The 25,537-nt window shown below is 44.9% G+C and carries 36 protein-coding genes and 1 pseudogene; 9 read left to right on the forward strand and 28 right to left on the reverse strand.

Annotated elements, in window-relative coordinates; genetic code table 11:
• Window positions 1–3 precede the first annotated feature (3 nt).
• The gene (locus MD588_RS18960) at window positions 4–2,088 is read left to right on the forward strand and encodes an ATP-binding protein (RefSeq protein ID WP_265699207.1); all 2,085 of its coding nucleotides are present in this window, start codon (window positions 4–6) and stop codon (window positions 2,086–2,088) included.
• 559 nt (window positions 2,089–2,647) lie between these two features.
• Window positions 2,648–3,130, forward strand: coding sequence for a phage protein (locus tag MD588_RS18965; RefSeq protein ID WP_265699208.1), 483 nt, complete (start codon window positions 2,648–2,650; stop codon window positions 3,128–3,130).
• Window positions 3,131–3,188: 58 nt separating this feature from the next.
• Here MD588_RS18965 and MD588_RS18970 read toward each other — a convergent pair whose 3' ends face one another.
• From MD588_RS18970 to MD588_RS19030, 13 genes are all read right to left on the reverse strand, one after another.
• Complete coding sequence (locus MD588_RS18970) at window positions 3,189–3,398, reverse strand: hypothetical protein (RefSeq protein WP_265699210.1); 210 nt, start codon at window positions 3,396–3,398, stop codon at window positions 3,189–3,191.
• 90 nt (window positions 3,399–3,488) lie between these two features.
• A complete protein-coding gene (locus MD588_RS18975) occupies window positions 3,489–3,686 on the reverse strand; it encodes a hypothetical protein (RefSeq protein WP_265699211.1) in 198 nt (65 codons plus the stop codon).
• A gap of 9 nt (window positions 3,687–3,695) precedes the next feature.
• The gene (locus MD588_RS18980; RefSeq protein ID WP_265699212.1) at window positions 3,696–3,893 is read right to left on the reverse strand and encodes a hypothetical protein; all 198 of its coding nucleotides are present in this window, start codon (window positions 3,891–3,893) and stop codon (window positions 3,696–3,698) included.
• Window positions 3,894–3,987: 94 nt separating this feature from the next.
• Window positions 3,988–4,500, reverse strand: coding sequence for a virion protein (locus tag MD588_RS18985; protein ID WP_265699213.1), 513 nt, complete (start codon window positions 4,498–4,500; stop codon window positions 3,988–3,990).
• Window positions 4,501–5,598 (reverse strand): hypothetical protein, encoded by a 1,098-nt coding sequence (locus MD588_RS18990; protein ID WP_265699214.1) that lies wholly within the window; start codon window positions 5,596–5,598, stop codon window positions 4,501–4,503.
• On the reverse strand, window positions 5,595–6,371 hold the full coding sequence (locus tag MD588_RS18995) for a hypothetical protein (protein ID WP_265699215.1): 777 nt from the start codon (window positions 6,369–6,371) through the stop codon (window positions 5,595–5,597). The genes MD588_RS18990 and MD588_RS18995 overlap by 4 nt, the downstream gene beginning before the upstream one ends.
• Window positions 6,368–7,009, reverse strand: coding sequence for a chemotaxis protein (locus MD588_RS19000; protein WP_265699217.1), 642 nt, complete (start codon window positions 7,007–7,009; stop codon window positions 6,368–6,370). The genes MD588_RS18995 and MD588_RS19000 overlap by 4 nt, the downstream gene beginning before the upstream one ends.
• 8 nt (window positions 7,010–7,017) lie before the next feature.
• Window positions 7,018–7,305, reverse strand: coding sequence for a hypothetical protein (locus MD588_RS19005; protein ID WP_265699218.1), 288 nt, complete (start codon window positions 7,303–7,305; stop codon window positions 7,018–7,020).
• Entirely contained in the window at window positions 7,298–7,729 is a 432-nt protein-coding gene (locus tag MD588_RS19010) for a hypothetical protein (RefSeq protein WP_265699219.1), read from the reverse strand. Before MD588_RS19010 ends, MD588_RS19005 begins: the two co-directional genes overlap by 8 nt.
• Complete coding sequence (locus tag MD588_RS19015; RefSeq protein ID WP_407676595.1) at window positions 7,729–7,962, reverse strand: hypothetical protein; 234 nt, start codon at window positions 7,960–7,962, stop codon at window positions 7,729–7,731. Before MD588_RS19015 ends, MD588_RS19010 begins: the two co-directional genes overlap by 1 nt.
• Window positions 7,947–8,096, reverse strand: coding sequence for a hypothetical protein (locus MD588_RS19020; RefSeq protein WP_265699220.1), 150 nt, complete (start codon window positions 8,094–8,096; stop codon window positions 7,947–7,949). The genes MD588_RS19015 and MD588_RS19020 overlap by 16 nt, the downstream gene beginning before the upstream one ends.
• On the reverse strand, window positions 8,096–8,377 hold the full coding sequence (locus MD588_RS19025) for a hypothetical protein (protein ID WP_265699221.1): 282 nt from the start codon (window positions 8,375–8,377) through the stop codon (window positions 8,096–8,098). The genes MD588_RS19020 and MD588_RS19025 overlap by 1 nt, the downstream gene beginning before the upstream one ends.
• 9 nt (window positions 8,378–8,386) lie before the next feature.
• Window positions 8,387–9,214 carry a major capsid protein P2 gene (locus MD588_RS19030; RefSeq protein WP_265699222.1) on the reverse strand — a complete coding sequence of 276 codons (828 nt, stop codon included), beginning with the start codon at window positions 9,212–9,214 and terminating at the stop codon, window positions 8,387–8,389.
• A 419-nt stretch (window positions 9,215–9,633) separates the two neighbouring features.
• Between MD588_RS19030 and MD588_RS19035 the strand changes: the two genes are divergently transcribed.
• Both MD588_RS19035 and MD588_RS19040 read left to right on the forward strand, forming a co-directional pair.
• Window positions 9,634–10,671, forward strand: a complete 1,038-nt coding sequence (locus MD588_RS19035; protein ID WP_265699223.1) for a hypothetical protein — start codon at window positions 9,634–9,636, stop codon at window positions 10,669–10,671.
• A complete protein-coding gene (locus MD588_RS19040; RefSeq protein WP_265699224.1) occupies window positions 10,661–12,262 on the forward strand; it encodes a hypothetical protein in 1,602 nt (533 codons plus the stop codon). Before MD588_RS19035 ends, MD588_RS19040 begins: the two co-directional genes overlap by 11 nt.
• Window positions 12,263–12,308: 46 nt before the next feature.
• On the opposite strand, the gene MD588_RS19045 is transcribed toward MD588_RS19040, so the two are convergent.
• Genes MD588_RS19045 through MD588_RS19085 form a run of 9 tightly spaced genes read right to left on the reverse strand, consistent with a single transcriptional unit; the run spans window position 12,309 to window position 17,161 of the window.
• Window positions 12,309–12,911 (reverse strand): ATP-binding protein, encoded by a 603-nt coding sequence (locus tag MD588_RS19045; protein WP_265699306.1) that lies wholly within the window; start codon window positions 12,909–12,911, stop codon window positions 12,309–12,311.
• A gap of 59 nt (window positions 12,912–12,970) precedes the next feature.
• A complete protein-coding gene (locus MD588_RS19050) occupies window positions 12,971–13,465 on the reverse strand; it encodes a hypothetical protein (protein WP_265699225.1) in 495 nt (164 codons plus the stop codon).
• 19 nt (window positions 13,466–13,484) lie between these two features.
• On the reverse strand, window positions 13,485–13,898 hold the full coding sequence (locus tag MD588_RS19055) for a hypothetical protein (protein ID WP_265699226.1): 414 nt from the start codon (window positions 13,896–13,898) through the stop codon (window positions 13,485–13,487).
• Window positions 13,891–14,055, reverse strand: a complete 165-nt coding sequence (locus tag MD588_RS19060) for a hypothetical protein (protein ID WP_265699227.1) — start codon at window positions 14,053–14,055, stop codon at window positions 13,891–13,893. Before MD588_RS19060 ends, MD588_RS19055 begins: the two co-directional genes overlap by 8 nt.
• Before the next feature lie 18 nt (window positions 14,056–14,073).
• Entirely contained in the window at window positions 14,074–16,254 is a 2,181-nt protein-coding gene (locus tag MD588_RS19065; RefSeq protein ID WP_265699228.1) for a hypothetical protein, read from the reverse strand.
• The gene (locus tag MD588_RS19070; RefSeq protein ID WP_265699229.1) at window positions 16,241–16,405 is read right to left on the reverse strand and encodes a hypothetical protein; all 165 of its coding nucleotides are present in this window, start codon (window positions 16,403–16,405) and stop codon (window positions 16,241–16,243) included. Before MD588_RS19070 ends, MD588_RS19065 begins: the two co-directional genes overlap by 14 nt.
• Window positions 16,405–16,695: a hypothetical protein gene (locus MD588_RS19075; RefSeq protein WP_265699230.1), complete on the reverse strand. Its 291-nt coding sequence runs from the start codon at window positions 16,693–16,695 to the stop codon at window positions 16,405–16,407. Before MD588_RS19075 ends, MD588_RS19070 begins: the two co-directional genes overlap by 1 nt.
• Entirely contained in the window at window positions 16,692–16,946 is a 255-nt protein-coding gene (locus tag MD588_RS19080) for a hypothetical protein (protein WP_265699232.1), read from the reverse strand. The genes MD588_RS19075 and MD588_RS19080 overlap by 4 nt, the downstream gene beginning before the upstream one ends.
• Window positions 16,943–17,161: a hypothetical protein gene (locus tag MD588_RS19085; RefSeq protein ID WP_265699233.1), complete on the reverse strand. Its 219-nt coding sequence runs from the start codon at window positions 17,159–17,161 to the stop codon at window positions 16,943–16,945. Before MD588_RS19085 ends, MD588_RS19080 begins: the two co-directional genes overlap by 4 nt.
• A gap of 145 nt (window positions 17,162–17,306) precedes the next feature.
• Here MD588_RS19085 and MD588_RS19090 point away from each other — a divergent pair, with 145 nt between their 5' ends.
• The 3 genes and pseudogenes from MD588_RS19090 to MD588_RS19100 all read left to right on the forward strand — a co-directional run bounded on the left by MD588_RS19090 (window position 17,307) and on the right by MD588_RS19100 (window position 19,170).
• On the forward strand, window positions 17,307–17,570 hold the full coding sequence (locus MD588_RS19090) for a transcriptional regulator (RefSeq protein ID WP_265699234.1): 264 nt from the start codon (window positions 17,307–17,309) through the stop codon (window positions 17,568–17,570).
• A gap of 162 nt (window positions 17,571–17,732) precedes the next feature.
• Window positions 17,733–18,592: pseudogene (locus tag MD588_RS19095) on the forward strand (ISNCY family transposase); the annotation flags it as partial.
• Window positions 18,593–18,864: 272 nt separating this feature from the next.
• Window positions 18,865–19,170 carry a hypothetical protein gene (locus MD588_RS19100; RefSeq protein ID WP_265699235.1) on the forward strand — a complete coding sequence of 102 codons (306 nt, stop codon included), beginning with the start codon at window positions 18,865–18,867 and terminating at the stop codon, window positions 19,168–19,170.
• A gap of 200 nt (window positions 19,171–19,370) precedes the next feature.
• On the opposite strand, the gene MD588_RS19105 is transcribed toward MD588_RS19100, so the two are convergent.
• Complete coding sequence (locus MD588_RS19105; protein ID WP_265699236.1) at window positions 19,371–20,273, reverse strand: Flp family type IVb pilin; 903 nt, start codon at window positions 20,271–20,273, stop codon at window positions 19,371–19,373.
• Window positions 20,274–21,235: 962 nt separating this feature from the next.
• On the opposite strand from MD588_RS19105, the gene MD588_RS19110 reads away from it, so the two are divergent.
• Window positions 21,236–21,928: a peptidoglycan DD-metalloendopeptidase family protein gene (locus MD588_RS19110; protein ID WP_265699237.1), complete on the forward strand. Its 693-nt coding sequence runs from the start codon at window positions 21,236–21,238 to the stop codon at window positions 21,926–21,928.
• Between the two features lie 27 nt (window positions 21,929–21,955).
• On the opposite strand, the gene MD588_RS19115 is transcribed toward MD588_RS19110, so the two are convergent.
• A complete protein-coding gene (locus MD588_RS19115) occupies window positions 21,956–22,681 on the reverse strand; it encodes a flagellar brake protein (RefSeq protein WP_265699238.1) in 726 nt (241 codons plus the stop codon).
• 362 nt (window positions 22,682–23,043) lie between these two features.
• Between MD588_RS19115 and MD588_RS19120 the strand changes: the two genes are divergently transcribed.
• Window positions 23,044–23,253 (forward strand): hypothetical protein, encoded by a 210-nt coding sequence (locus MD588_RS19120; RefSeq protein WP_265699239.1) that lies wholly within the window; start codon window positions 23,044–23,046, stop codon window positions 23,251–23,253.
• A 77-nt stretch (window positions 23,254–23,330) separates the two neighbouring features.
• Here MD588_RS19120 and MD588_RS19125 read toward each other — a convergent pair whose 3' ends face one another.
• The 4 genes from MD588_RS19125 to matP all read right to left on the reverse strand — a co-directional run bounded on the left by MD588_RS19125 (window position 23,331) and on the right by matP (window position 25,259).
• Window positions 23,331–23,813 (reverse strand): PaaI family thioesterase, encoded by a 483-nt coding sequence (locus MD588_RS19125; protein WP_265699240.1) that lies wholly within the window; start codon window positions 23,811–23,813, stop codon window positions 23,331–23,333.
• Window positions 23,814–23,877: 64 nt separating this feature from the next.
• Window positions 23,878–24,288, reverse strand: coding sequence for a PPC domain-containing DNA-binding protein (locus MD588_RS19130; protein ID WP_265699241.1), 411 nt, complete (start codon window positions 24,286–24,288; stop codon window positions 23,878–23,880).
• Window positions 24,289–24,402: 114 nt separating this feature from the next.
• On the reverse strand, window positions 24,403–24,708 hold the full coding sequence (locus MD588_RS19135) for a DUF3634 family protein (protein WP_265699242.1): 306 nt from the start codon (window positions 24,706–24,708) through the stop codon (window positions 24,403–24,405).
• A gap of 98 nt (window positions 24,709–24,806) precedes the next feature.
• Complete coding sequence (matP, locus tag MD588_RS19140) at window positions 24,807–25,259, reverse strand: macrodomain Ter protein MatP (protein WP_265699244.1); 453 nt, start codon at window positions 25,257–25,259, stop codon at window positions 24,807–24,809.
• Window positions 25,260–25,537: the final 278 nt, after the last annotated feature.

The raw sequence follows: 25,537 nt of genomic DNA on the forward strand, positions 1-25,537 counted from the left end.
GCAATGCCAAGTTTTGAATCAGAAAAGCTACAAGAGACATTACTTGATCTATTGCGCAGCCAAGAGCGAGAGAAACAGCTCCGAGATGAAAATGCCGCCATTCTTGCCGGTATGTCTGCAATGGCCGGCGCGAATAATAAACGACAGGTTTTCAATAGCTTGTTGTCAGTACTTAGGAAGTACATAGGTTTTGAACATGCCCTTGTACTAACTCGGGAAGATGAAACTGCGCCACTTCAAGAGCTTGTGACAACGTGTCGTTTCTTTGAATCTAGCATCTGGCCGGTAAGTAACACTTTCATTCGATGCATGAACGGTGAAAGTATCGCTCTGTTTGATCCTAAACAAGTTCATGAATTTAAAGGCCTTCCCCAGGAAATGCTTCATTACTGCCAGTCAGTATTGCTGACTGGTGTAAAAGTAAGTTCAGGTGATGCTTTACTGTTATTTTTGCACTCTGAACGCGGTCAGTTCACGCCTCAATGTCGAAGGGTTCTGGAACGTTTCAGGCCATTGCTTGAACGGGCAATTATCGATATTGATTACCGTGAGCGACTTCAATCTCTGGTAACAGCTCGAACCCAAGAACTAACGCATAGCCAGCAGCGATTCAAAGACTTTGCCAAAACTGTCGGTGACTGGTTCTGGGAGGTCGATACTGATTTCCAGTTTACTTATATTTCTTCGCCGAACCTTGCCAATCATATTGTTGATAACGACAGTATTCTTGAAATATTCGAAGAACAAGCCTCGCTGAGGAAAAAACTCCGCGCCAAGTTCGAAATGAAAGTCGCTTTTGAAGATCTTGAGTGGCAGCTGCCTGAAAGTGAAGGGGGGTTATGGATAAGCCTCAGCGGGACGCCATACTTCACCAAGCAAGGTAAACTTCTGGGCTACCGCGGTACGGCGAAAGACATTACTCATCGCAAACAACGCCTGTTTGAGTTGCAGCAAGCACGAAAACAAGCTGAATCAGCAAACAAGGCTAAATCTCAATTTTTGGCCATGATGAGCCATGAAATAAGAACACCGTTAAACGCTGTATTAGGCTTTATGGATACGCTGGCAGACTCAGGGCTTAACCAAGAGCAGTCCCTTTGGGTTAACCAGATGGATCAGTCTGCCCAATTATTATTAACCATAATCAATGATATTCTTGATTTGTCGCGCATAGAATCTGGCAACTTTGAATTATTCAATTCTGAGATGCGGCTAGAAGACTGCATTAACTTGGTTGTAAATCAGTTAAATGAACAGGCTGTTAATAAGAATATCTCCCTGACGTCAAACATTGCTCCTAATGTGCCGAAGACCATAGTTGGTGATAAAAACCGTATTTCCCAGGTTATGTTTAACCTCATCGGTAATGCAATTAAGTTTACCAATGAAGGATTTGTATCCGTAGATATAACCAGTGACGGTAAAACAATATCTATTGCGGTTACAGATACAGGTATCGGCATTGCACCAGAAGCGCAGAAAAACTTATTTCATCCATTTATGCAGGCAGATGGCAGCATCACAAGACGCTATGGTGGTACTGGCTTAGGGCTGGCTATTAGCCAGCACTTAATTCATAAAATGAATGGGAAGATAACGCTCGATAGTACTTTACATGAAGGCAGTTGTTTTACTGTTTATATTCCAATTTTACCGTTGTCTGATGTAACTGTGTTAGATGAGCCTGTTACTGAAGCGACCTTCGAGCGGCCTCTGAATATCTTGCTGGCCGAAGACAGTGATACCAACCAGCTGATTGCCAAAGTTATGCTAGAAAAACGAGGCCATCAAGTCAGCATAGCGAATAACGGAGCGGAAGCTATTGAGTTACTTGAAAAGAATCATCAGCAATTTGACATAGTGTTGATGGATATTTCAATGCCAGTTCTTGATGGTATTGAGGCAACTCGGCAGTTGCGTCAGAGTAACATCGATATACCGATCATTGCGTTGACAGCTAACGCAATGCAGTCTGACCAAGTGGAATATAAGAAAGCCGGTATGGATGGTTTTTTAGCGAAGCCAATCCGTGCTGCAGAATTAAATTCAATGCTTAATCGTTATCAGTCGTTGACCTTAGTCGAGTAAAGATGATTGTAAAAAGCCAGACTTAAACAGTCTGGCTTTTTTTAAGCTTGGTTTATACAAACCAAGCTTGTAATCGACATCTTATTTTGAAGGACAAGGCAAACTGAACATTTGCAGCAGAGCTTAAAAATAGGTGTTGATTACCTATTTTATGGTAAATAGTCAATACTGTTAAATTGTACAGTAGTTCGCAATAGGTGGTGAGATGAGTGAGAGTAGGAGCACCGGGAGGATAATGAAAGCATTATATGAATTGACTCCAATACACCCTATTTAACATAATATACATAATGCGTACTGAGGTGTCTTAATTTAACATGTAATGTGTCAGTTGGGAAACCTCTTAAAATGCCCGGCAAAAAGTCTCTGGAAACAGTTAGTTATCTTCGAACGTTGGTCTTTTCTAGCCACGTACCAACCGGTAGTTTTTGTCTGTAATAAAAAGTTTGTTCAAGGACACCATGACTTCGTTGCCCTCATTGATTGCTACCGCCAATCAGCAAGCCTTTTATTAATCGGAAAAAACTTTTGTTGGTCATAATTTTTTGCGAGGTACTTCATGCTCCATGAATCGTTTGTAAAACTGTTTTGGCAGAACTTCGACTCGATTGCCGACGCGGCGGCGTGGTTTCATGTCCAGCCCGTGACGGTCAAACGCTGGCTGTCCGGCTGGATGGACGTCAACCCGATGGCCGAGAAACTGCTGATTATTCGTGCCCGTGGCTACCTGCCGGATGATACCCGCTGGACGGGATTCAAGATTGACGAGCACTACTGTGTGATTGTCACGCCGGATGGCCGTCGGTTCAGTCCCAAGGAATTAATGTCGTGGGCACTGCGGTTTGACGAATACCACACCCTGAAACGGATGTACGAGCTGGACTATGTGCCGCGGCGCTCTCACGTGGTCACGCCGTTGCCGTTCCGTGGTGGCCGTCGGATCAAGGAGCCAAGAAGTGACACCGTGACAAAGAAAAAAAAGAAAGCCTATCGTAAGGTTCAGGCCAAAGCGGAAGCCAAGAAAGCGCAGCGACTTCCCTAGCCTCCGGGCATAAAAAAGCCCGCGATTGCGGGCTCTTTTCATATGATTTGATTCATTATCACTCGAAAAAAATCCCGCGAATGAAAAAAAACACAACCAACCCAACAATAATGGGACCTAAGCCAATAGCGCCACCTAGTAAAGCTAAACCAACAGAACCGATATAATAAATTGCAATAAGGCTAAGGATAGCTGCAATTATATTTTTTAAATGAGGACCTAGAATACACAAAGCAATAATTATGATAATAGCAGCAACTATAGGCATGCTCGCTCCAACAACTCATCGAAAAATGATGCGAAAATTATTTTATTTTCACTTGCCAATCATACGCTTGAGTTATTATTGTGCAATTAATTATTTGTTGCATTGTTGATTATTTCCGCCAAACTCCCATTCTAACTTCATAATTCGTTTCTCATGCTGCGCCAGCATCTTTTTTAGCTCACCTAAGACAGATTCATGTGCTTTGACCGACCGAAAAAGCAAATAACAAATGATAAGAGTTGGCGGCGTAACTCCCAACTCAGTAAACAATTTAATGAGCTCTCCCATCCAAGCACCCTAGCCTTTTTCCTTACGGATCATGTCCCATAACCCAACCACTGCACCAACTACCATCGGAATAGTACCGCCTAACTGGGCGCCTGATTCACCCATATTGACAGTGACTAGCTCGGCGTTTCCGGTAATAAGTCCGGCAGCAACACTACCAAGCAAAATCAATCCCGTTTTTGTGCTTGGCTCTTTGAAATTAATCATAACCATCCTTTTTTTCGTAGGTATTTGAGTGTGTACGCGCCGAGAACCATCCCGGCGACGCTGATTGCAATTGAAGTTGCGGCTTTCTTGGTTGTCATGCCAGTGCGACTCCTTCCATCACTTCCGCAGTGCTGTAGCTGTGTCCGACTTCCATTCGTGCCATGGCTTTGATGACTACCATTGCCGTGTCATCGTTGTGCACATCAAGCTGTTGGTGTTTGCCGTAGCCTGTCCATTGGGCAACCATATTGGCGTAATGGTCGCTTTCGTTTTCATTGTCCGGCGCAAAGGTATGCACGATGCTGTGAATGGTATTGATACCGCGTCGCTGGTAACTACGCAGTACACGCGCGGCGGCGCGGAAACCGTATTTGTCATCTTCAAAAATAACAAATCGGCCATCAGTACCGACTTGGCCACGCCATTTATTGCGCTTGCTGTATTCGATGTTCAGCGGGTTGTTGTTACGAATCCCGCGGGGTTTCCCTGAGGTCATGTCGTCTGTCATCCCTGTTAAGTTACTCCATGATTGACCGCTATCGCTATGCTGGGCGCGATAAAGCATCCAGACAGCAGCGATAGCGGATAACGCCCAAAGCCAGCGCATTTAATAGAATCCAAGGCCAACAGGCATGGCGCTATATTGCATCCCAATCATGCCCATGAATTCGCCTAGTTGGTTGGTTTGACTGTTAAAGTCGTCTTCACTGAATGTCAGCGTGACGGAATTGCTATCAATGGTAGTCACCTGGGCACTGGGCTTCATCCGGCTTTCAACAATCAGATGCTGTTCAGGATTAAAGACATACGGCAAATGTCGCTTGAAATGGAATTTCACCACATTGGGCGCGACAATTTCCGCATTACTACTGACTTGATTGCGCCAGCCAAAGGCACGGCGGTAGGCATCGCCATGGTGCTGATTAGCAAACTGCTCAGGTGCGTTGCCGTACTTGTCGGAATGCCACAACTTCGCGTTATAGATGCGTCCAAACTGGGCACCTTCAACCCTGATATACAGTGCCAACGTTCCGGCATTGCCATAACGTTGGCAGCTCACCGCCTCGGTTTCGACTGTAACGGGTAGCCAAGGATCATTTTCAGTTAGCGTGTAGGTTTTCTCACCCATAGGCTGACTGATAACCAGCTTGCCGTGGTAGTCATGCCATAGTCGAGCAATGCCGATAGTCACCGTTTGCCCCGCGACACCCGACAAGGAAAAGCGGCCTTTTAAGGCTTGGTGGTGTTTGCCGTTAAACGGCACGGAGACCACTTGGTACAAGGTAAAGGCCGAAGAAAAATACGACAGCACGCCACTGTCTTTATCAATAGTCGGGTATTCTTCGTAATATGAGTCAGAAAGCCCTTCAACCTTAAAACCTGATACCGAGTCCTTGTCGGTTGGGACTTCGACAGCCCAATCAGGCGCGACCATCATTGAGCAACGGCCATTAGAAATGGTGCGCGTCAAATCGGCGGCTGTTCCCGCTTGGCTGATTAGCTGACGATAGTTAGATTCAAGTTCCATGTTTTCATTGAACTGTGAGTTCGCCAGCAAGTTAACCGCTGCGGGCTTCAAGGCTGCCAGAAATTCATGAATTTCTGTGGCTGTCGTATCCATGGCATCCGCCAAGAACTCAATCTTGTTGCGGGCTGAACCTTTAGGCAGACGCTCGCGCAACGAGCTCATTACTTCTTTAGTCATCGAATTACCTCAATGATTTGAATGGTGTCACCGTCCGTCCCGGCAAAGACCAGCTCGGCGGTGGTTTCAAGTTTTAGCTGCTCGCCCGGTGCCAGTTCCCAACCGTTACCTAGGGTAATTGGTTGGGTGTTTGCGCTCGGCACCTTCATCAAAACGTGACAACGTGACGGGTTTTCTGCCAGTGTGGCGGCGCTAGTTTCTATAGTCAGTAACGAGGTACCAATACCCGAACCGCCAACGGGTTTGGTCAGCAACGGATTGGTGGCATAGACACGAACCGCCTGCCCGGTTTCAAACTGGACTTTGGGCAAAGCCGTGATAGCAACCTGTTGGCCTGCTGCCAGTGATAATTCCGGTATTTGTGACACGGTCACTTGCTGGTTGTCGTCTAGCTGAACCTTGGGCAGTTGCGAGACAATCACTTGCTGACCGTCAACCAAGGCCACCGCGGGTAGCTTGGCGACTTCCACCTGTTGCTCTGGTGCCAGTACCATTTCGGGCATCTGTGTAACGGCGACCTGCTGACCATCGGCGGGCGGAATGTAGCGACCGAAACCACAGAGAATGGTCACGGCTCCCGCCTCGCCCATGTTCTCAACGGTGACCCGACCGGACAGTTGCGGGTCAATGATTTGGGCGCCGGGCTTGAGTCGGTATTCGCCACGTTCGGTGGTAATGGATACCGATGCCGGGCAGCTTTCGATATACAGAAACTCCCCGACCGCCTGAAACTGTGCCCGCTGGCGCGGGTGCATCATCTGGTGAAAACTCATCCTTTCCCCTTAAACATCATCACGGTCACAAAGAAGAACACGATCCCAACGATGATGGTCATTTGCTTCGACGTGGCGACCTGACCGCCATCGACTTTCATTGCCGCCAAATCCTTGATGGCCTCTAGGCTTTCGCTGTTCTGCGCGGCCTGATTGCCCGCAAGTCCTGCCATCATTTGCAGGTTCTCACCGTGGGCATTGGTCACCACTTCCATGGCGTTATTCGCCACTTCGGCATTGGCCGTCATGGCATCCCGGCCAAATTCGAGTGATTCACTCAGCACCGCGGTATTGGATGCCAGTGCATCGCGGCCAAAGTCCATGGCAGAATCGACGGCGTTTTCACCCATCACCAACGCGGCTTCAGTGGCAGCGGTATTACTTTCCAGTGCCGCTTCACTGACTGCCACGTTGGCATCCAATGCTTCGGTGGTCACTGCGGTATTATTGGTTATTGCCAGCTCGCTAAGTTCGGCGGCACGTTCCATGGCACCGTGGTCGGTCATGGTGACATCAATCTCTGAGTCGTTAATGCCTGACAGTGCAACACCGAGGTTGTCACCTTGAATCGCATTCTGACCACTGGTATTGACGCTGGTATTTTGGTTGGTACTGCTACTGCTTCCACCTTTACCCATGCTTCCCCCTAGCGTCTAACCGGACGGACACCGAAACGGCGCTTCTTGCTCAAACTGGTTTTGGACAGTTCGCCAAGCTCCGACCGTTGGTGCATCCGGCCTGTGTGTGTCGAAATCGGCTTTTTAATCCGCTTGGCCTTGCGGTTGATTTGGTCACGCTCGAAACCACCAATCCCCATCCTGAGGTTGTTCGACTGTGACTTTTTCGGCTTAATGCTACGACGTGCCCTGCCGCCTTTTCCGATACGTGGCGAACGCGACGGACGTGCAACCGCACGGCTTCCTCCCTTAGCCATGTTTCCCCCTGATTAAATCCAATTGATGAACGGTCTCGGTGGTACCGTCGAATTCACGGGCTTGCTCGGTTTGCTCAAAGCCAAAGCGGCTTAGAATCCGACGCATGCCATTGCGGTAGGTGTGATAGCTAATGGCCTGATAGCCACAGCGACTTACCCGCTCGATAATGTGACTGGCAGCCTGCACTAATCCGCGCCCTGTCATCGCAATGATGTGGTAACGACCATCAATCACCCGGCTGACAAACCACAGTTTGATACTCTTGCCTGTCAGCAGATAGAAGCTGGCTTGCTTTTCCCTCAGCAGTGACCGCACATAGTTAAATTCCCCCTTGGGGTCATCCGAACCCGTGAAGGCTGGCTTCAACAGGTTCAGATTTGCCATGAAGTCGGCGGCGGTTGGGCGGATAATTCGGAAATACATCAGCCCACCTTTTTCAGCAGAAACCACACGACGATTAACGCCAGAAGAACGGGTAACCAGCTTGATAAATTAGCCGCACCGCCGCCCCCCATGTTGATGGCGCCGACACGGAAACCCATGTTGGATTCAGAGGTGGCCGTTGATGGTCCGGCAGAACCGCCCCCGGCATCGACGGGCATTCCGCCGCCACCTGTCAACGAAGTCATTGCTCCCAGCATTACTTCTTCCCCCACACAATGTCATACAACCAAAGCCCCATGACGACCGCGATCAGCATCTTCAAGGTGCGCCCCACGGCATCACTGGTAAACAGGCCGCCGACATAACCGACGGTACCCGCCAAAAGCGGCCAAAATAATAACGGCATTATTTCCCCCGCATCATCAGCATGAAGAACATCATCATTACGACAACACCGCCACCGACCATTAACAGTGTGTTCGTGGACGGCATACCATAGTGAATTGGTTGTCCGGTTGGCTGTTGGGCTGGCTCTTGGTGCGTAGCCGGGCGATTTTCTTCCGGTGCGGCTGAGGCTACTTTGTTGGCCTCGTTGTCGAACCATGAATCAACAAACTTTTCGCCACCACTCAGCACCGAATCCGTCAGACCGCCCAAGGATTCCCCCAGGCTATCAAGTAGACTCATTTCGCCCCCTTAGGCTGCCGTCGGCAACGGGTTCACCTGCTCGACCGCTTCGACAATTACCGGCACACTGCCCACGGCGTTTTTATCCAACTCGAACGCCAACTGGCTACGGGCGGCCGTATTCAACATGCCATCGGCGCCAAAGCCGTAACGGATAAAGTCGAGTGTAAACGCGCCTGCCATCTGCTCTTTCTTCGACTGGGTCAAATCAAAGGCGTTATCGGCCTTGGTGACGTTCATTTCTTCAAAGGAATCACGCAACACACGAACACGCTGGATAGACTCGTCCATGAAGTGAATGCGCTTGAGGTTCAGTGCTGGGCTACGCTCGGCAAAATCAAACGGCGTTCGGCCAGTTGCTGACGCAAACCACGTGATTTCATACAGGCGCGGCATGTAGTAACGGACGCTTTGGGCTGGCAGAACGTGAGCACGAGCGCGGATTGATGGCGTTGGCGCATCTTTGGCACGTAGCGTGATATGGACAAACCAGATTTCACCACCCAAGGTAACAAGGTCTGTCTGACGGACACCAATTTTGGTGCGCAGGGTTGGATCACCAAACGACAGGATATAACGCCCCGGTTCGGCGTAGTTTTTACGATGAGCTTGCAGGCCAACCAGTGTTTCACCGCTGACACTGTATTTTGCCGAACCGTTCAATGACAGTTCGACACGCTCAATGTCTTTGGGATCAAGAATATCGGTAACAAGCTCGATACTGTGATACGTCGGGCCAGAAACCAGACGCAACGAGGCACGGTTGCCCCAGCCGACACCTTCAATCGGGTCTAGCTCTTTGGGGCGCGGTGCGAACGGGGTTTGAAGTAGTTCCATTATCCTACTCCTCAACCAATCGCGTCTTCGACGGCATCAACGTTATTCGATGCCCAGACAACAGCCCCGGCAACCAGTAACGCAATCACCCCGGTGACCACATAGCCTTTCGTTTTTGCACTCATGATTTACTCTCTGTTGGTTAATTCTCGAAATAAGCACCAACAGAAAAGCAAGCGATTTGGTTTTAAGGCAAACGAAAAATAGCCGGTAAGGCTATAGGGAAAACAATTAAAAGATATGCGACTTGAACCTAAAATCTATGTAGATACTAACTTAAGAAAATCGTACTCACGCTGTAATTAAGCTCGAAATGAACACTATTATGTTTGATATCAAAAAAGTAGATGTCTTTACTGTTTCATGATTGAAATAAAATCATTGTTAAGATATCTTCGCGCGTAACTAATTGTTTAGACATGAGTTTGATTTTGTATCAATTTACAAATACAGAGATTAACAACGAAAAAGCATCAGATTATGAAGCAAAATCGATGTTGTATTTAGTTGGTATGAGGCCAGATAGTGACGAAGTTGAGCTAATTATCGTTGATTGCTTTAACGATGTTAATGGTGCCAGTGAGTCATTTTCCAAGATCTGGGATATACAAAGTAAAAATTACGCATACTTTCCACCTGCAAAAATAGGTGAAAGTTTATACACACTGTATGATAATTACATATCATCAATTGATTTTGCTGAATACATCCTTTTTTGCCCTCCTTTAAAGGACGAGTATTTAAATGACCCATCTGTAAATTATTACAGCTACAACAACATTAAAGAAAAAACACAAAAAAGAATTGAAAACAAATTATTAAGTATAATCAAAGATAAGCACAACATTTCAGAGCCACCACTTTTCATTGACTTCTTAGAAAAAGTAAAGTTCTACCAAGATACTCATAGTAAATCTGAATATATTAAAAAAGTATCAGGCTTCGAAAATACGTCGATTATTGAAAATAAGATATATGATAATATCTTTAATGAAATACGAAATATTCAAAGCTCATTAAAGAATTCATATATCGAAGGTAAAGTAATTAAACTCCCAGAAGAAGTGTTGAAATTCAATAGACACATTACTAAAGTCCAAATTCACACAATGATTATAAGTAAGCTTGTAGGAATTGAAGTTTTTAGTTATGAAGGTATTCCGTTTCCATTTTATCCATATACTATGAATATAGGTGATATAGATGATATTGAAGACCTAGTGCAAGACTGCAAGGCAAATTTGAGCAGAGCGTTCTTTGATAAAAATTCAAACATACACTTTTGGAAAGTAGTGGAGTGTATAATTGAACAAGTTCACTTGAAAGACGAAAAAAGAATTGAAGCTGTATTAGATGCCTTGTTAACCAATATTAAAACAATCCCCAAATACCTTGATAAAACAAGTTTGATCTATCTGATATCACTACTTATGACAGGGAAGAAAAATGTTAATTAAAAAAGTTGCTATTGGTGATTTCAATCAAGCATATATTGAAAATGAATTGAAAAATGGCGTTAATGTAATTTTTAGTGATGATAATAACCGAGGAAAAACACTTCTTATACAAGGGCTGATGTTTTCTTTGGGGAACAGTCCTATTTTTCCAAATGGTTTTAACTATAAAGATTATTACTTTTATACTTTGTTGGAATTTAATGGCGAAGATTATGAGCTATTAAGAAAGGGAAACTCATTCTTCATTAGAACAAAAAATGACATGAGACTCTTCTCATCAGAGTCTGAATTTAGATTTTATTTTAGTCGGAATATTATTGAGCTACCAAAAATAATTAAAAAAGGCTCACCTCAAACAGTTAGTTTTGAAATGTTTTATGAGATGTTTTTTATTGGTCAAGATAATAGAAACCCTTCAAACATTATTTACCACGGCCGTTTTAATAAAGATGATTTCAAGCTAATGCTGTGTGATTTAGCCGGCGTTAACTCAGTGGTGGACTGTAAAGATGAAAAGCTATCCATAAAAAAGCAACTTTTGACTCTTAAGAATGATTTAAAGGCTGTCAAAAAAAAGCTTAATCTTGTAAAGAAAAACCCCACTATCGCTTCATTTACATCTAAGTATCAAGATCTGCTCGATGCTCAAGATACAATAAAGCTCATCGAAGATAAGAATAATAAAATAGCAAAGTTAAAGACTAAAAGAAATCGACTCTCAAATCGAATATCAAAGTTGAAAACCCTCATAACTGAATTAAACTCTCTAAATAGAACCTTATCTGAAGGTAAACTGATTTGTGGAGAATGCAGAAGTGATAAAATCATATATGCAAATAAAGATCTTGAATTTGACGTAAGTAACAGTGATGTAAAAAATGCCATTCTAAAATCAATTGGAGAGGATATTGACTTAAAGTCTCTAATTATAGATGATTTGACATTTCAGATAAATGACATTCAGGATTCTTTGAATGATCTTATGGAAGTCACACCTCCAGATATTTTTCAAGTGGCATTATTTAAAGATGAAATACTTACGCAAGAGGAATATAGTGATAGAGCTTTCGAAATACAACTACAAATAGATGCCTTAAATGATGCAAAAGAAAACAACATCGAGACTATTAGTATAAGCAAAGTTGAACAAGCAACTTTAGTCGAGGATATATCCTCTGAAATGATGAAAGTGTATGAAAGTATAGATAAAGAAGGAATATTGAATTTTGATGATATCTTTTCAAAAAAGGATGCTGTATTCTCAGGTAGTGACCAACAAGAATATTACTTCTGTAGGTTAATTGCGCTTAATAACAAGCTAAACCACAGCTTCCCTATTATTGTAGATTCTTTTAGAGATGGTGAATTATCCTCAAGAAAAGAGGAAGCAATGTTAGATGTATATAATCAACTTAATAAACAAGTGATTTTAACATCAACACTGAAATCAGAAGAGTATAATTCTAACAAATACAGCCAGTCATATATAAATAGAATCGACTATAGTATATATCCGAATCACAAGTTAATGGGCGATAAGCATTTAAATGATTTTGTTTCAATTTTAGAAAGTTTTAACATATATCATTAAGCTTTTAATAGGCCACTTTCAAAGTGGCCTATTAAAATATACTTGCCTACCAAATAATCACATTTTTATTCCATTTCTTTCCATCTTGCAGAATATATTCAAGCTTTTGAAGCGGTATTATCTCATTCGCAGGTATTCCTGTCTTTTGCTGTAGGTACCGGGCACTATCATCGGCTTTCTGCATCATCACACAGGCGTACTGGCAGTTGTCGATAATGGTCTTTGAGACTTCCTGCCCACGCTGGAACATGTTGATGGAGTGCAGGCCATACTTGCGCCCTAGCCTCAATATCTTGCCATGGTACCCGGTGGCCTTCGCGGTGGTATTGCTGTGCTCGGCCACTTCTTCACAGATTACCTTCAGCGGTTTTTTGTGCTTACCGTTCCCCATGCCCCAAACCACAGAACAGAATCTATCAAAGTCGGCTTCGGTGGTTTCATGCTTAGGTGTATACGCAATCTTAAAACCCTGATTGGTTTTCCGCCCTGCAATCAGTGCCGCAGCAAAGTCCTTGAGCTTGTCATAGCTGCGAACCTTTCGCCCGGCGAGTATGCCTTGGTAGTCATTGAGCGGGTCAAAAATTGCGACTTGGTCGGTTGCCTTGATAAACAGCTTTTTGGCTGCGGAAGTCTTCCCGCAGCCTGACATACCAACCGCATACGCATGGTGATTATCTAGCGCATTGTTCTGGTTGATAGGTTGGAGTTTCAAGCGGCCTCCTGTTGGTGATCATCATTAGCGGCATTCTTGGCTTTCTCCTTCGCCGCTTCAATATCGGCGGCCTTCAATTGCTTGATCTGCATGAAGCTACTTAGCCCCAACATACCAATCGCAGCAACGGCCATGATTTCATCCATGTAAGCCGCCAACCACGGTGGCGGATTACCACCGTATTTCACAATCAGCGGCGCCACTTTATAAGCCACACTTTCGGCCTGCTCAGGGTTAAATGCAAAATCAGGATGCACCATGGTTTTCATGGTTTGCTCGACGGTCATCAGGCCAATGAAGACCACTCCGGCTGCGGCTTCGATTTCGGCTTTTGTATCCTGCTCTTTTGCCTGCACCGATGCCGGGTCAAAGTCGTGGCTGTCATCATCCAGCGTGTTTAGAAATGCTTTTTCTTCCTGCTCTGAATGGGTTTCGATGGCTGGGCTTTCGCCATATTCGCCATCGTTTACGGCTGGGTTTTCAGTTTCCATTCCAATTCCTTTGGGTTGTTTACGATAAACGGGTGATCACACCGCCAGTTAAGCCACCAAGTACAATCCCGGTTAGGATCACACGCCATGCTTTTGGCTTTGTTTCGGGTTCAGGTTCGGATAGTGTTTCGGTTTCCGTTGGCATAGGTTCGGGTTCAACCTTATCGGCAACGGCTTCCGGTTCGCTTTGTTCTGGCTCTTGGGGCTGGCGCTCTGCCTCCTGCAACGCCTCGACACTTGAGTAATACTGGTTAAACTTGTCCTGCCAGAATTTCCCGGTCTGCTGGTTGGTACCGCAGTCATCACAGATTGAATACAGGAACTTAGCCCGCTTGCCTCTGGCGCGGTGGATAGTACGGACACTGCCGCACTCACATCGGTTAATCCCTTCGACTTTGTTCGTTGAAGTGCGAACAGGCATCACATCAGCCATGCTTTCCCCCTTGCTCCAATTCCATCAGTTTTTGGTTAACGCCATTCATCCAAACCAGTACCAAGCGCAGCGGCGCCACCACTTTGGCAATGAACATGTTTCCTTTGGCTTTATCGAGTTCCTGTTGCAACTCGGCGGTAATTTTTTCCAGTTCCATTCGTATTTCAGTTCCTTTCTAGGCTGCTAATTGCAGGGATTCGTATTGTTCCCGAGCCATCATTGACCGTGATAATGCGAGTTCGGGATCACCTTCCGTGGGTGGCGCAAGCGGATCAGTTAACACGCTGTGCCAATAAGCTCGTTTAAGCTGAAACTGTTGGTACTGTTTGGCGTACTCTTGCCGGGCAACGGCTTTGGCTTCGGTGACTGACTCAATGTATTCGGTATCGTCGGCAACGGGCGTCATCGACCACCCCCGTGCGCCAGCCGCCCAAAGCAAAAAGTCATAGGCTTTGTCTTCGGCGTTCTCGCCATCAAACGACAGGCAGAAAATGTTTTTGGTTTGGGCAAAAACCTCTCGGCTTTTTAACTGGTCTCGGACCGTCTTCATTTGGTTCTCAAGGCGGATAATACGGGCGGTCATCTTGTTGACTGCTTCTTTGGGCTTTTTGGCCTGTTTGGCTATCGCTTTGGCCTTGATGGTTTGGTCTAGCTGCTTTTCCAACCGCTTGAGGCGGCGGTTTATTGGGGTGCGCCATTGCTCCAATTTGTAACCACACTCTTTGATGATGGCGGCCATGTTGTCGGCCTCGAAGCTGGCGACACAATCCCATGCCGGGGCGCGGCTGCATCGGGCTATGTTGTAACGGTTGCCTTTTATCAATCCTTGGTCGGCGTTTTCGCCTTTGGCGGCATACCCTACGGCTTTGATAATGTATGAGCCCGCCGCCTTGGGTTTATTAATCCATTGCAGGTTTGCAAAGCCATTGCCCCACAATTTTTCTAATCGTTTTGACCAGGCGGAAAATAGCGGTTGAGGAACCGACCAGTTCAGCAAGATATGGACGTGGGGATTGGGTTCACCGTGTTCGTTGGCCGGGCACTCTGCTACCCAAATATAATGAAAATCTGCTGGCTCTTGGGTTGGGCCAAACTCGCTGGCTCTGGTGTAACCACTGACAGCTTTTTCTGCCAACGTACAATATTTCGCGCCACTTTCAGCGTCAACCTCGACAGTATGCGAAGCCACCCAACCCCGCTGGTACATCTTTTTTGCACCATCCAAGAATCGCGACACCTCTTTGCCAATGGTGGTTTCCGCGGTTTTGGTTAACGTGAACTCTTTTTCCGGTTTGAGGAACGTCGGCGTATAGGGCCCTGCGATTTCACCGTTTTCATTCATGACTTTGACGGAGCCATCATCAAGAATATCGACCGTGGCCGCGGGATCATCTGCCATGGTGTCGATATAACAATATGGCCCAGCAATATCTTCGATATACGCGGCCATGTTGCGTTTGATTTTGACCGGGGTGTTGGTGCCGTCGGTGCATTTGAGCTGCGGCCGCCCGCGTAGCATCGAACGCGCCCCGCGGGTTTTGCTCGGTGGCAACGGTGGTTTAGGCAAGGTGCAATATGGCGCGGCATCGCCTTCAACCATCCCGCCCATGATTCTGGCCCGCTGCTCTTTGGTGAATGTCAGGGTCAGGAATGTGGTGAAGCCACCGTGACAGGTCGCGACATAGGCGCCCGATTCAAAAATCTTGCTGACTGCCCGCTTGGTCAGTTTCTCGGTATAACGGTCACCCTGCTGTGCGTCCGGCGCGGCGCTGCTCGGGGTCTGGGTGTAATACTGGATTTTGTACTGTCCCGACCAATCACGGTTCATCAGCCGGATCATGTTTGGGGTGACTTTGGGTTCAACAATTTTGCTTTTGCCCTTCGGGGACAAAACACGGGCTTGGTTTCCGTCCTCTGTGATCGCGTACAAGGTGTCGTGATTGTAGACGGCCTCTGTGCTTACCAACTCGGTATTACCGCGCTGTAGCTTACGCTCCTGTCGCAGAATCTTGTCTAATTGGGCCTGTTGTGGGTGTGTCGGACTTTTGCGCCCTTGGACAAGCCTATTGTTTTCGTCACTGCGTGCCGCCGCTTCGCGGATGAGTTTATCGCGATTAACGTCCGGCATAGCTTCTTCATGCGTTTTTTGCATGTCGGCAAGAAATTCATTTTCTCGGCTAACCCGACCAAGCCCCCAAGCGGCAGTCGTATTAAGCGACGAAACCGCACCTTCTGGCTGCGGGCCACAAAAATGGAATCCTAAAAAACCGCTATCATAAGCGGCTTGGTTATTTTTAGTTTCGTCGGCGGGCTGAACGGCACCCGCCACATACAGCAATTCGTTAGTCGATAGCATTGAGCAACCCCGCTAACTCTTGGCGGATATTGGCCGCATCGTTCATAAACTGGATTGCAGCCCGACGTTCTCCTGCCAAGCGGTAGTTCCGCGCCAGCACTAAGCTGGCACGAATTTCCCTTTTCAGTAGGTGGCAAAGATGATGATTCATTACAGGCCACCCATCAGTTCAACGGCTAACGTAAATTCACGGTGGATACGGCGAAACTCCCCGGCATCATTGAGCATGAACGCGGCTTGGCCGCGGTCGCCTTCCAAACGCAGTTGCTTCGCCAACCTCAACGAGCGATGGAATTCATCACGGGCATGGTCGGCCATGTACTGGGCGGTGACCGATTTCTCTAACGGGATTGCCACTTCATGCAATGGCATCGAGGAAACCGCCGCCCCCGCAGGGGCTTTGGTCACTTGCTTTGGGATTTGTTGGCTATAAATATTCAAAATTGGCACCCCACTTTATGAAGATGCAGCCGTGTCAAAAGTGACAATTGGGCTGGCTCCCGGCTAAGTAACGCCATTTCGGCTCTAAACTTTGCCTCATAAAGTCGGCACATCATGACTTCATCATTGGCAGAGCGATACGCCAAGCCGATGGCTTCATTAATGACACCCATCGGATCTTTGCCCTTGGCAACCATCCGGTGCGCACGATAAAACAGTTGGAAGAATTCCTTTTGGGTTCCAGTTTTCATCGCACACCCCCTACCATCAACATGGCTAATTCACTGAGGTATTCGCGCTGGCGTTCGATGCGTTCAGCGGTGGTTTTAAGGCCAAATTTCTTGCGTAATCGCTGGACGGTTTTGAGGGATTGTTTGGTGAGTTCGGGGTTGTGGTTGGTGCATCCTGCCATGTCCGGACAGGGTCGATGTATCGGGCTGGTGACAATATGTCGCTGATTTTCCATAATCTTATCTCCCAATAAGCAAGTATTTGCATGTGCGTTATTAGGATTAGTCAACACGAGAGAAACGTCAACCTCGTGGAAACTATAGATATGGTCATTTTGATCGCCTATTATTTAACAATTAGCGGATTTTTTGGGACTTAGAATGACTTATACAAATGAACTATTGGATTTAGTGAAAGATAAGTATTCTCTGGCTTCTGACTACAAGCTTGCTCAGAAACTGGGGGTTAGTCGTTCTAGGTTGAGTAAATGGCGAAATGAACTAAACTCAATGGACTGGGATATGGCGTTCAAGGTCGCCGATATCCTCGAAATGGACGATCAGAAAGTCGTCTACGGCCTGCTGGAAGATAAATACGAAAATCCAAGACTTATCAATGCGTTAGCAGATGGCCGCCCGGCCTGAATTCCTGCTAAGTATTTGACCCTACTATACATAATGCGCACTGAGATTGTAAGATCTAATTAGAAGTGTCAGGTTTGAGCCAGTTAGAAATGTCATGTTGAACTAACTTCAGAACACTCTTTTTCTAGCGTGTTATCTGGAGCCAATGAGATGTTGCTGACTATGACTGATGATGAATTACTACGGATTAAACTCATCCAAGACATTTGTGACAAACGGCTTACTGGTGTTGAAGCTGCCCGTATTCTCAGCTTGAGCACCCGGCAAGTTTATCGCCTGGTAAAGCGTTTTCTTGAATTTGGTTCTAGCGGTTTACTCTCATTAAAGCGTGGCCAGCCCGGCAATCACCGACATGATGATAAATTAGCCTTAGTCCACGAATACTACGCTGACTTTGGGCCAACTCTGGCGCATGAAAAGCTCACAGAACTTCACGGAATCCATGTCGCCGTTGAAACCTTGCGTCAATGGATGATCGCTGACGGGCTTGTGGGTTCCCCATGCCAAACGTAAGCCTCGTGTTTACCAGCCTCGCCATCGCCGTGACTGTTTAGGTGAACTGATCCAAATCGACGGTTCCCACCATGACTGGTTTGAAGAACGCAGCCCCAAATGCTGCCTGCTGGTTTACATTGATGATGCCACTGGTCGCTTGATGAACCTGCGTTTCAGTGAAACCGAATCAGCCTAATACATTGAGCAACATGGTAAACCAACGGCCTTTTACAGCGATCGCCATGCTGTTTTTCATGTCAGCAAGCGCGATGCTCAGACTGAACGGCTAACTCAGTTTGGCCGAGTACTCAATGATCTCAATATCGAGCTCATCTGCGCCAACAGTTCACAGGCCAAAGGCCGCGTTGAACGTGCGAACAAACCGTTACAGGTTCGCTTAATCAAGGAAATGTGGCTACAAGGTATTGTCTGACTCCCCCGACTTTATTGCTGATTTCAACCGCCGTTTTGCTAAGCCACCACGGTATCCAAAAGACATGCATCGTAAACTGAAGTACGATCTGGATTATGTGCCGCGGCGCTTCCACGTGGTGGCCGTCGTATTAAGGAATTGGCAAGTGACACTGTGACAAAACAAATCCAGCTTCAGGCGCATACTCATAGATATGAACAAGCATATAACTGCGGACTTGTTACATTATTCTAGAGGTTCAGTTTGCAGATGATTTTATCGTAGGCTCACAGAAGCCATATTCACTAAGTTACGTCAGCATTAGCCATGTTTCTTTGCTGTCATATTCTATACTCATTTCATCACGCTATAAGGAAAGGTGATTAAATGACCCCTGCAGAAATAAAACGGTACTTAGCCGACAATAATTTATACATCGTAAAGTATGGTCGAGGAGCCGTGATTATTGGCCTTGATGATAATGAGCTTAAAGATGTTGCTAACGACAGTCATAAAAGAGATGAAATCAAAAGTTTATTTGGTCATAGCAACTTACTTGAAGTTAATGATATTTATGTTTCAAACGACTACTTAATCGTAAAATATCTCATCAAAGACAACGTCAGTGTTACCAGAGAGATACCCAAGTGGCAGGTAACTTTTGAATCTTACAGCTACACGAAATCTAGCTAAATATGTATGGCTCTCATTTTAAGGCCGCAGTAAGCGGCCTGCCTTCAATTAAAAATACAGCCATCACCGCGAATAACCCTAAGCACTGTTCGACAATCAATGCTACAGTTCTGAGCTTATAATGTTGCGTATCGCTTTAAACAAAACACAAATACCGAGGAGACCTATAGCAGGTCTCCCCGACTCTATTGTCAATCTATTTACTGTTCTTGACGTTTTTCCCACCTTTTCTTGATAAATAAACCAATGATGAATAGCAATAAAACAGCGATCCATTGCCAGGGTTGATAACCGCTATTATTAGCACCTACTATACGATTGTCTTCTCCGCTGTTTTGTATCAACGAATGATCAGTGTTATTTTGTGGTCCTTGTTTCTTTGTCTGCTCCTGACTAAACCCAGCAATTTCTGCTGCCTTTGCAATTACGCTTTTTGCAGAGTTATAAATGGAAGAGCTATCAAGTGAGCTAATAAGGCTTGTATCACCTGATACACCAATTTCACTCTCACCATCAAACCCACCTGACTTATCCGAACCTCCAGATTTATCTGAGCTACTTGAACCACCCGAACTAGTAGAACTACTTGAGCTGCTTGAAGCGCTAGAACCACTCCCCGCTCCACCCGAGCTAGCTGAACTTCCCGCCCCTCCAGCGCTACCGGAACCACCAAATCCAGCTGAAACATCAGAACTTTCGAAGCTGTCCGAATTGTCGGAGCTATTAGAACTGGAGCTAGCGGAATTTGAACCACCGGTGCTACCTGAACCACCGGTATTACCTGAACCACCGGTGCTACCTGAACCACCGGTATTACCTGAACTATCGGTACTACCTGAACTATCGGTACTACCTGAACCACCGGTGCTACCTGAACCACCGGTATTACCTGAACTATCGGTACTACCTGAACCACCGGTATTACCTGAACCACCGGTGCTGCCTGAACTGCCGCCAACGGACACAGTAAGACCATCAACGGAACCGCCTACAGCACTCCCTAAGAACGTAAATGAGCCAACGACTGCCAGTGATATCAGAGATGCGATAAGTGCATATTCAACAGTTGTTAAACCACGATGCAATCGTCTAACTTTGAACATAATAATTACCGGCCCATTTAATGTGATATAACGTTACAGGTAAATAAAATCTAGGCAAATTTGTATGGATTATGTTCTCAGTCATGAGATGAAAATTCAGATATAGAGAATTATTTTACTTTTGGAAGCATCCGGTGTTTACCTTAATAGCTATGAAGTGCTGAAGAAAAACAATAGAAAGAGTTGGTTAGTTAAAGGCCAGATAAAGTCTACCGGTACAATTGAGTGTCTCTCACGTAGTCTAAAAATATTCAATAACGATGTGATTTTTTTGTCATAGTGCATCTAAAAGCTATGCACAATGCTATACAAAAAGGTTCTTTCGTCAGATATCCAGAAAGAAAAAGTGACACCGTCACCATATCATTTAATCAGTTACGGCTCTCCTAGTCCCCTAACTTCAGTAACATTTGTAGTATCTCCAGAATTATTATTTCAAATTACAAACGTATACCTGCTTCTTGTTATCACAGTAATCTTTACTGTATCAGTACAATCAAAGACCGTTGAGGATTATGAAAAACTATATCGTTACTTGCCATGTACTGGCCTACAAAACAAAGTGCTCGATATTAATGCAAAGTATAAAGAGAGGCTCTGATAGGAAAAAGAAAGCATATAGAGTGATACAGAAGCTTTGGGATAAGAAGGAGTCCTTTGGACGAATATGAAGTGAAGATAGTGGAACTTCATATTCGTCCAATAAGCTAGTTTTTATTCTACTGCTGAGATTAGGTTGATTTTTAGTATGTTATTTTAAGTGGTATTAATGAGTAATTTTTTTAATATCACAACAAAAGTTATAGTGCATTAGAATTTAAAAAAGCTCAACGGCTTAAAACTTAACCTTTTGTATCGCATATAATTCATCTTTTGCTTACTGAAAAATGACTATGATTACGTATCGGCTTGTTATTTGCCGAGTCGCAGTCAAACAACCGAAGAAATAACAGGGAAAAGATATGTCTTTTGTGACACCGTCACTATTGCCTTTGGTGAAGACACTCAAGAATATGACATTCTCTCCAATACTTGAGCGTAACTTGCAGTCAGAAAACGCTTTGATTGTCGATCTCAGCACAACCAGTAAACTGTGGGATGAACTCAAAGACGGAATGAGTTTTGAAGATGTTATCGCCGTTAATGCCAGGATGATTCAAGCCCAAATAACCATTGGCCGCTACAACGAAGAAAGAACAATTTATCAAGGCCGCGACCATTTTGCAGAATCCCCTTCACGTTCACTGCATATCGGAATTGATCTTGGTGTCCCCTCCGGAGTTAAGGTGCAGGCACCTTTAGACGGATGCATTCATAGTTTTGCCGATAACAGCGATGTCGGTGATTATGGACCAACGATTATCTTGCAACATAATGTTGACGGGATCATCTTCCATACACTTTACGAGCACCTCTCACGCCAATCCTTACAGCACAAAGCGCCAGGTATGAAAATAAAAGCCGGCATGGTATTTGCCACTATCGGTAATACAGATGAAAATGGCGGCTGGGCTCCCCACCTTCACTTTCAGATAATCAATGATATACAAGGACAATATGGTGACTATCCCGGTGTCGTTGATCCTGAGCAGGCCGATTATTATCTTGCCAACTGTCCGGATCCGAACTTGATCCTAAAGCGACCAGACTTATAGAACAACCACCAGCCTTAGCATTAACGGCTACTTTTGCTTGAATGACAGCTTCGAACCATCGAAGATCAATTGCGCCATTAACTGCTTTGCCTGTTTTTGTCCTTGCTCATCAAACATCATCCCGTAGTTGTTCATCGCCCCTGATTTATGAATATTCCTCACCTGCCCCGTTAATCGAAACAAGTGTCCAACCTTAGGGTCACGAACCTCGACACAAACAAAAGTGTCTTGATCAAAACGAGGGCCGTTGACCTCTTTCTGAAAACAGCAACCATTGGCTGACAGATCTTTAAAATCCACCAGCAATTCCCGGTTAGGTAGCGCGATGCTTCCCTGTAATTTTACCTCGTATCGAGGCTCGCTTCGTAATTGCTGCAGGCTCATTTTCAGGGGAACATCTAGTATGAGCAACTTAATCGGCTTATGAACAATCTGGCTAATCTGAGTTCTGAAGTTAACAACTGCGCCTTCGCCTTTTTCCGAAATCGCTTTCACGGTCAACCAAAAACCGTCATAAAAGTAATCATCAAACTCAGATTGACTGATAGAAGGTAACTCTAGAAAAATTTCATCTTTACCATTGGTACCGATGAAGGTTGTTTCAATTCTGTACAAGCGACCAAGGGGAGTTTTAACGCTAATCATTACCTCACTACCATGATTTATCATGGCAATACCTTCCGCGCCAGGAACACTCTTTTCCCGACCTTTAGACAAGAAGCGATTTTTCAGTTGGTTTCCATTCTGGCTCAATATCTATCCTGCGTCTGTAGTCATTGCTATCGCCGTATGTTGGATTTTAATGCTACAGCATTATTTTACAAGCCATCACATTAAGATATGCTCAAACCACAACCTATAAGGTTGATTAGCCACCTAAACTCAGTTTAATGGTCTAACTCACATACTAAAAACAAAATCCCTCTCCTTACTATTAGCTAGCTCTACAACACCAAAATGCAATCTTAATGAAAATTAGTTATTGATAGCGCCTCGGAAGAAAGCTATCTAATCTTTTAATAAACAGCCTTTTAGATGTAAAATGCCATCAATTACAACCAAGCACTGACGTCTATATGGCAATAACAATAAGAGATATCGATAAGCACTACTTCATGATTGAAGATCTAAAAAGCCTTACAAACAGTAATGTCACAACTAAGGCTCTCATCAAGGGCGGTTATATGGCCGTTGAACTAGGCAAGCAATACGAAGAAGAGAAAGAAAAAAGACATCAGGCAGAAGCTGAATTGGCAGCATTAAAAGCAACTATTAACCAGTATCTTAATAGCAAGCAAGCTCTGGTTGAAGCCATCAATAAATAGTAACTAGGCGTCTCGCACCTGTTTTAAGCTTTGCCCTAAGCTACTTAATCCCTAAATAAACGATAAGTAGCTTATTACTATCCGCTTCTCATCCATTCATCAGGAACCGCAAGAGCTTCTACAGTGGCTTTAACACAGATCTTTTGATGTGATTTAAGCTCACAAGTCACAGTCGCTTTCTTATCAGAGAAAGCCGTAACAGACGCTTCTAGGGTAACCGTATCTTCTATGTTCACAGGGCGAAGGTAACGAATAGATAACTCACCTGTCGCATACCATACAGCCTTCCCACTGCCTATTAGACGTCCCTGTAATTGGTAGGCGTAAGCTATAGCAGTACAAATACAATGGCAATCTATGATCGTTGCGATCACACCACCGTTGAGGAAGTGTGTAGGTGCCGCAGTATGGTAAGTTTGAGGCGTGAAATGACAGACAGCTAGATTATCTGCCTGCCAATAACTCTTGATTTGTAATCCATAAGGGTTTTCAGAACCGCAACCAAAGCAATGATTGCCTAGTAATTTATCCTGAAAAAACTCATAACAACCAGGTGCCATATCTCCCCCTGCCAAATACTTGTTTCTATTCAGTATATACAACAGGTTAGAATAAACTCCTTAATTACTGCGAAGAAGCCGCAGCTGATACAACAAGCTCATCAAAGCCAGTCTTTGAGTCATACTCACGGTTAAAAGCCAGATTAGCGTAACTGGCCAAACAAACCTCTGCAGTATAAGAAACCTGTGTGCCATCCATCAGGTGTCCTCCATACACTTTGCCATCTTGATCCGCGACAGAGATATGGAGGTGAACATGTGTCGGCGTTAATGTTCCTGCCAGGGTCAGAATTTCAAGCGGGCCAGAGAGAGATAACGACTTGGTCTCATCTGCAAGGCGAATCTTCGCCGCCGTTAAACAACCGACACAGCTAAGTACAGAACCAGCTTGAATAGATTGAGCCTGAACATAACTCAGAAGAGCCTGTTTTAAATCCTGTCCTTGTGTCAGACGAAAAGCATGAGGTATTAACATATCAATTATCGTATTAAATTAAGTAAAGTATGAATTTCGATTTTGCTACTTTTATTGAGTAAAAAGCAAAAAAAACGGCCTCCATAAGAAGCCGCTTGGTAGCCGTTAGAAATATTAAGCTCGTCTTCCGCGTTTTTTTGTGCCGCCAGTATGAGGAAACACATTATGAATTCGCTGCTTCACCTTACTTGGCACTGTCTTTGAGAACACGAGTTTGGTTGCAAAACGGTTTTTATACACTTTGATTTTTCCCGTAAAAGGTTGCTTATGGGCTATATCTTTACAACCGATGAGGAAACCATTAGGAATATTACCTTTAGAATGCGTCAGCTCGCCTTCTTCAAATTTCAGCACCATCACTGGCCGATCTTTAAAAACAAGGAAAGCCACAATAATGGCCAGTACAATTACATACTCCATTCACTTACTCCTTCAAGCGGTATTCTTATATAAGCGTATAGTAAATATTTTAATCTAGCCGCAAGCCGATGTTCCAAACAAGCGACTATCGCGGGCTGTTACTCAAGATCTAACAATTCATGCAAGTCATTTTTGATATCTCGTACCTTCTGACTTGCCTCTTGAGTTTTGTTACTCTCGCTAAGTAAATATTCGATAGTATCGGACAGCGTGCAATCAAGCTCTTTGGATTTTTCGGCAAGCTTCTCCCATACACGGAAATCGAGATCGATAGACTTTTTGCGAGTATGAGCCTGTTCAGCATTGAAGTGACGTTTCCGTTTAGCTCGAATAGCCTGCTTCAGCTTCTTATCAAGATCCGGAGACATATGCTTACCAATCCATTTAATAACCTTGGTTGGCTCATGCTCTATCGCGAGTAAATCGTTGACAGCCGCCTCGGCCTCGCTGGTATCGACATAGCAGGTGATAGCGTCACCCTCTTTCCATTTCTTTACCAAGTACTTCCATTTCCAACCGGCTTCTAAGTTTTCGAGCTGCTGATATTTCATATTCGTCGGTGATTCTCAAAAAGTCTACACTTAAACAGTGACAGTGTAACCGTAGATGCGTGAAAGCTCAATTCCCTATTTGATATTTAACTGGTTGTTTTCATGCTATTTCAACCATTATTGGGAAGTTGGCAAATAGTGAGAGGCACTGACTGCAGAGAAAAACTGCTGAAATCCGACAAAAGCCGTTCAAAGTGAATCTGAAACCGCACTGAAAAACAACGACAAGCAAATATCATTACTATCTGCCTATTATGAGGCCATTGATTCCTTTATAC

This window comes from Photobacterium obscurum (assembly GCF_026191635.1).
In the GTDB taxonomy this organism is placed as follows: Bacteria; Pseudomonadota; Gammaproteobacteria; order Enterobacterales; family Vibrionaceae; genus Photobacterium; species Photobacterium obscurum.

Excerpts from the sequence above, each read along its gene's own strand:
- MD588_RS19125 (WP_265699240.1), bottom strand. The coding sequence starts at position 23,813 with ATGGCACCTGGTTGTTATGAGTTTTTTCAGGATAAATTACTAGGCAAT.
- MD588_RS19105 (WP_265699236.1), bottom strand. The coding sequence starts at position 20,273 with ATGTTCAAAGTTAGACGATTGCATCGTGGTTTAACAACTGTTGAATAT.
- MD588_RS19020 (WP_265699220.1), bottom strand. The coding sequence starts at position 8,096 with ATGCCGTTATTATTTTGGCCGCTTTTGGCGGGTACCGTCGGTTATGTC.
- MD588_RS19065 (WP_265699228.1), bottom strand. The coding sequence starts at position 16,254 with ATGCTATCGACTAACGAATTGCTGTATGTGGCGGGTGCCGTTCAGCCC.
- MD588_RS19135 (WP_265699242.1), bottom strand. The coding sequence starts at position 24,708 with ATGGAGTATGTAATTGTACTGGCCATTATTGTGGCTTTCCTTGTTTTT.
- MD588_RS19085 (WP_265699233.1), bottom strand. The coding sequence starts at position 17,161 with ATGGAAAATCAGCGACATATTGTCACCAGCCCGATACATCGACCCTGT.
- MD588_RS19025 (WP_265699221.1), bottom strand. The coding sequence starts at position 8,377 with ATGAGTCTACTTGATAGCCTGGGGGAATCCTTGGGCGGTCTGACGGAT.
- MD588_RS19045 (WP_265699306.1), bottom strand. The coding sequence starts at position 12,911 with ATGTCAGGCTGCGGGAAGACTTCCGCAGCCAAAAAGCTGTTTATCAAG.
- MD588_RS19130 (WP_265699241.1), bottom strand. The coding sequence starts at position 24,288 with ATGTTAATACCTCATGCTTTTCGTCTGACACAAGGACAGGATTTAAAA.
- MD588_RS18965 (WP_265699208.1), top strand. The coding sequence starts at position 2,648 with ATGCTCCATGAATCGTTTGTAAAACTGTTTTGGCAGAACTTCGACTCG.
- MD588_RS19100 (WP_265699235.1), top strand. The coding sequence starts at position 18,865 with ATGACCCCTGCAGAAATAAAACGGTACTTAGCCGACAATAATTTATAC.
- MD588_RS18960 (WP_265699207.1), top strand. The coding sequence starts at position 4 with ATGCCAAGTTTTGAATCAGAAAAGCTACAAGAGACATTACTTGATCTA.
- MD588_RS19110 (WP_265699237.1), top strand. The coding sequence starts at position 21,236 with ATGTCTTTTGTGACACCGTCACTATTGCCTTTGGTGAAGACACTCAAG.
- MD588_RS18980 (WP_265699212.1), bottom strand. The coding sequence starts at position 3,893 with ATGATTAATTTCAAAGAGCCAAGCACAAAAACGGGATTGATTTTGCTT.
- MD588_RS19035 (WP_265699223.1), top strand. The coding sequence starts at position 9,634 with ATGAGTTTGATTTTGTATCAATTTACAAATACAGAGATTAACAACGAA.
- MD588_RS18995 (WP_265699215.1), bottom strand. The coding sequence starts at position 6,371 with ATGAGTTTTCACCAGATGATGCACCCGCGCCAGCGGGCACAGTTTCAG.
- MD588_RS18990 (WP_265699214.1), bottom strand. The coding sequence starts at position 5,598 with ATGACTAAAGAAGTAATGAGCTCGTTGCGCGAGCGTCTGCCTAAAGGT.
- MD588_RS19010 (WP_265699219.1), bottom strand. The coding sequence starts at position 7,729 with ATGTATTTCCGAATTATCCGCCCAACCGCCGCCGACTTCATGGCAAAT.
- MD588_RS19050 (WP_265699225.1), bottom strand. The coding sequence starts at position 13,465 with ATGGAAACTGAAAACCCAGCCGTAAACGATGGCGAATATGGCGAAAGC.
- MD588_RS19000 (WP_265699217.1), bottom strand. The coding sequence starts at position 7,009 with ATGGGTAAAGGTGGAAGCAGTAGCAGTACCAACCAAAATACCAGCGTC.
- MD588_RS19080 (WP_265699232.1), bottom strand. The coding sequence starts at position 16,946 with ATGAAAACTGGAACCCAAAAGGAATTCTTCCAACTGTTTTATCGTGCG.
- MD588_RS19120 (WP_265699239.1), top strand. The coding sequence starts at position 23,044 with ATGATTGAAGATCTAAAAAGCCTTACAAACAGTAATGTCACAACTAAG.
- MD588_RS18975 (WP_265699211.1), bottom strand. The coding sequence starts at position 3,686 with ATGGGAGAGCTCATTAAATTGTTTACTGAGTTGGGAGTTACGCCGCCA.
- MD588_RS19005 (WP_265699218.1), bottom strand. The coding sequence starts at position 7,305 with ATGGCTAAGGGAGGAAGCCGTGCGGTTGCACGTCCGTCGCGTTCGCCA.
- MD588_RS19030 (WP_265699222.1), bottom strand. The coding sequence starts at position 9,214 with ATGGAACTACTTCAAACCCCGTTCGCACCGCGCCCCAAAGAGCTAGAC.
- MD588_RS19040 (WP_265699224.1), top strand. The coding sequence starts at position 10,661 with ATGTTAATTAAAAAAGTTGCTATTGGTGATTTCAATCAAGCATATATT.
- MD588_RS18985 (WP_265699213.1), bottom strand. The coding sequence starts at position 4,500 with ATGCGCTGGCTTTGGGCGTTATCCGCTATCGCTGCTGTCTGGATGCTT.
- MD588_RS19055 (WP_265699226.1), bottom strand. The coding sequence starts at position 13,898 with ATGGCTGATGTGATGCCTGTTCGCACTTCAACGAACAAAGTCGAAGGG.
- MD588_RS19060 (WP_265699227.1), bottom strand. The coding sequence starts at position 14,055 with ATGGAACTGGAAAAAATTACCGCCGAGTTGCAACAGGAACTCGATAAA.
- MD588_RS19070 (WP_265699229.1), bottom strand. The coding sequence starts at position 16,405 with ATGAATCATCATCTTTGCCACCTACTGAAAAGGGAAATTCGTGCCAGC.
- MD588_RS18970 (WP_265699210.1), bottom strand. The coding sequence starts at position 3,398 with ATGCCTATAGTTGCTGCTATTATCATAATTATTGCTTTGTGTATTCTA.
- matP (WP_265699244.1), bottom strand. The coding sequence starts at position 25,259 with ATGAAATATCAGCAGCTCGAAAACTTAGAAGCCGGTTGGAAATGGAAG.
- MD588_RS19090 (WP_265699234.1), top strand. The coding sequence starts at position 17,307 with ATGACTTATACAAATGAACTATTGGATTTAGTGAAAGATAAGTATTCT.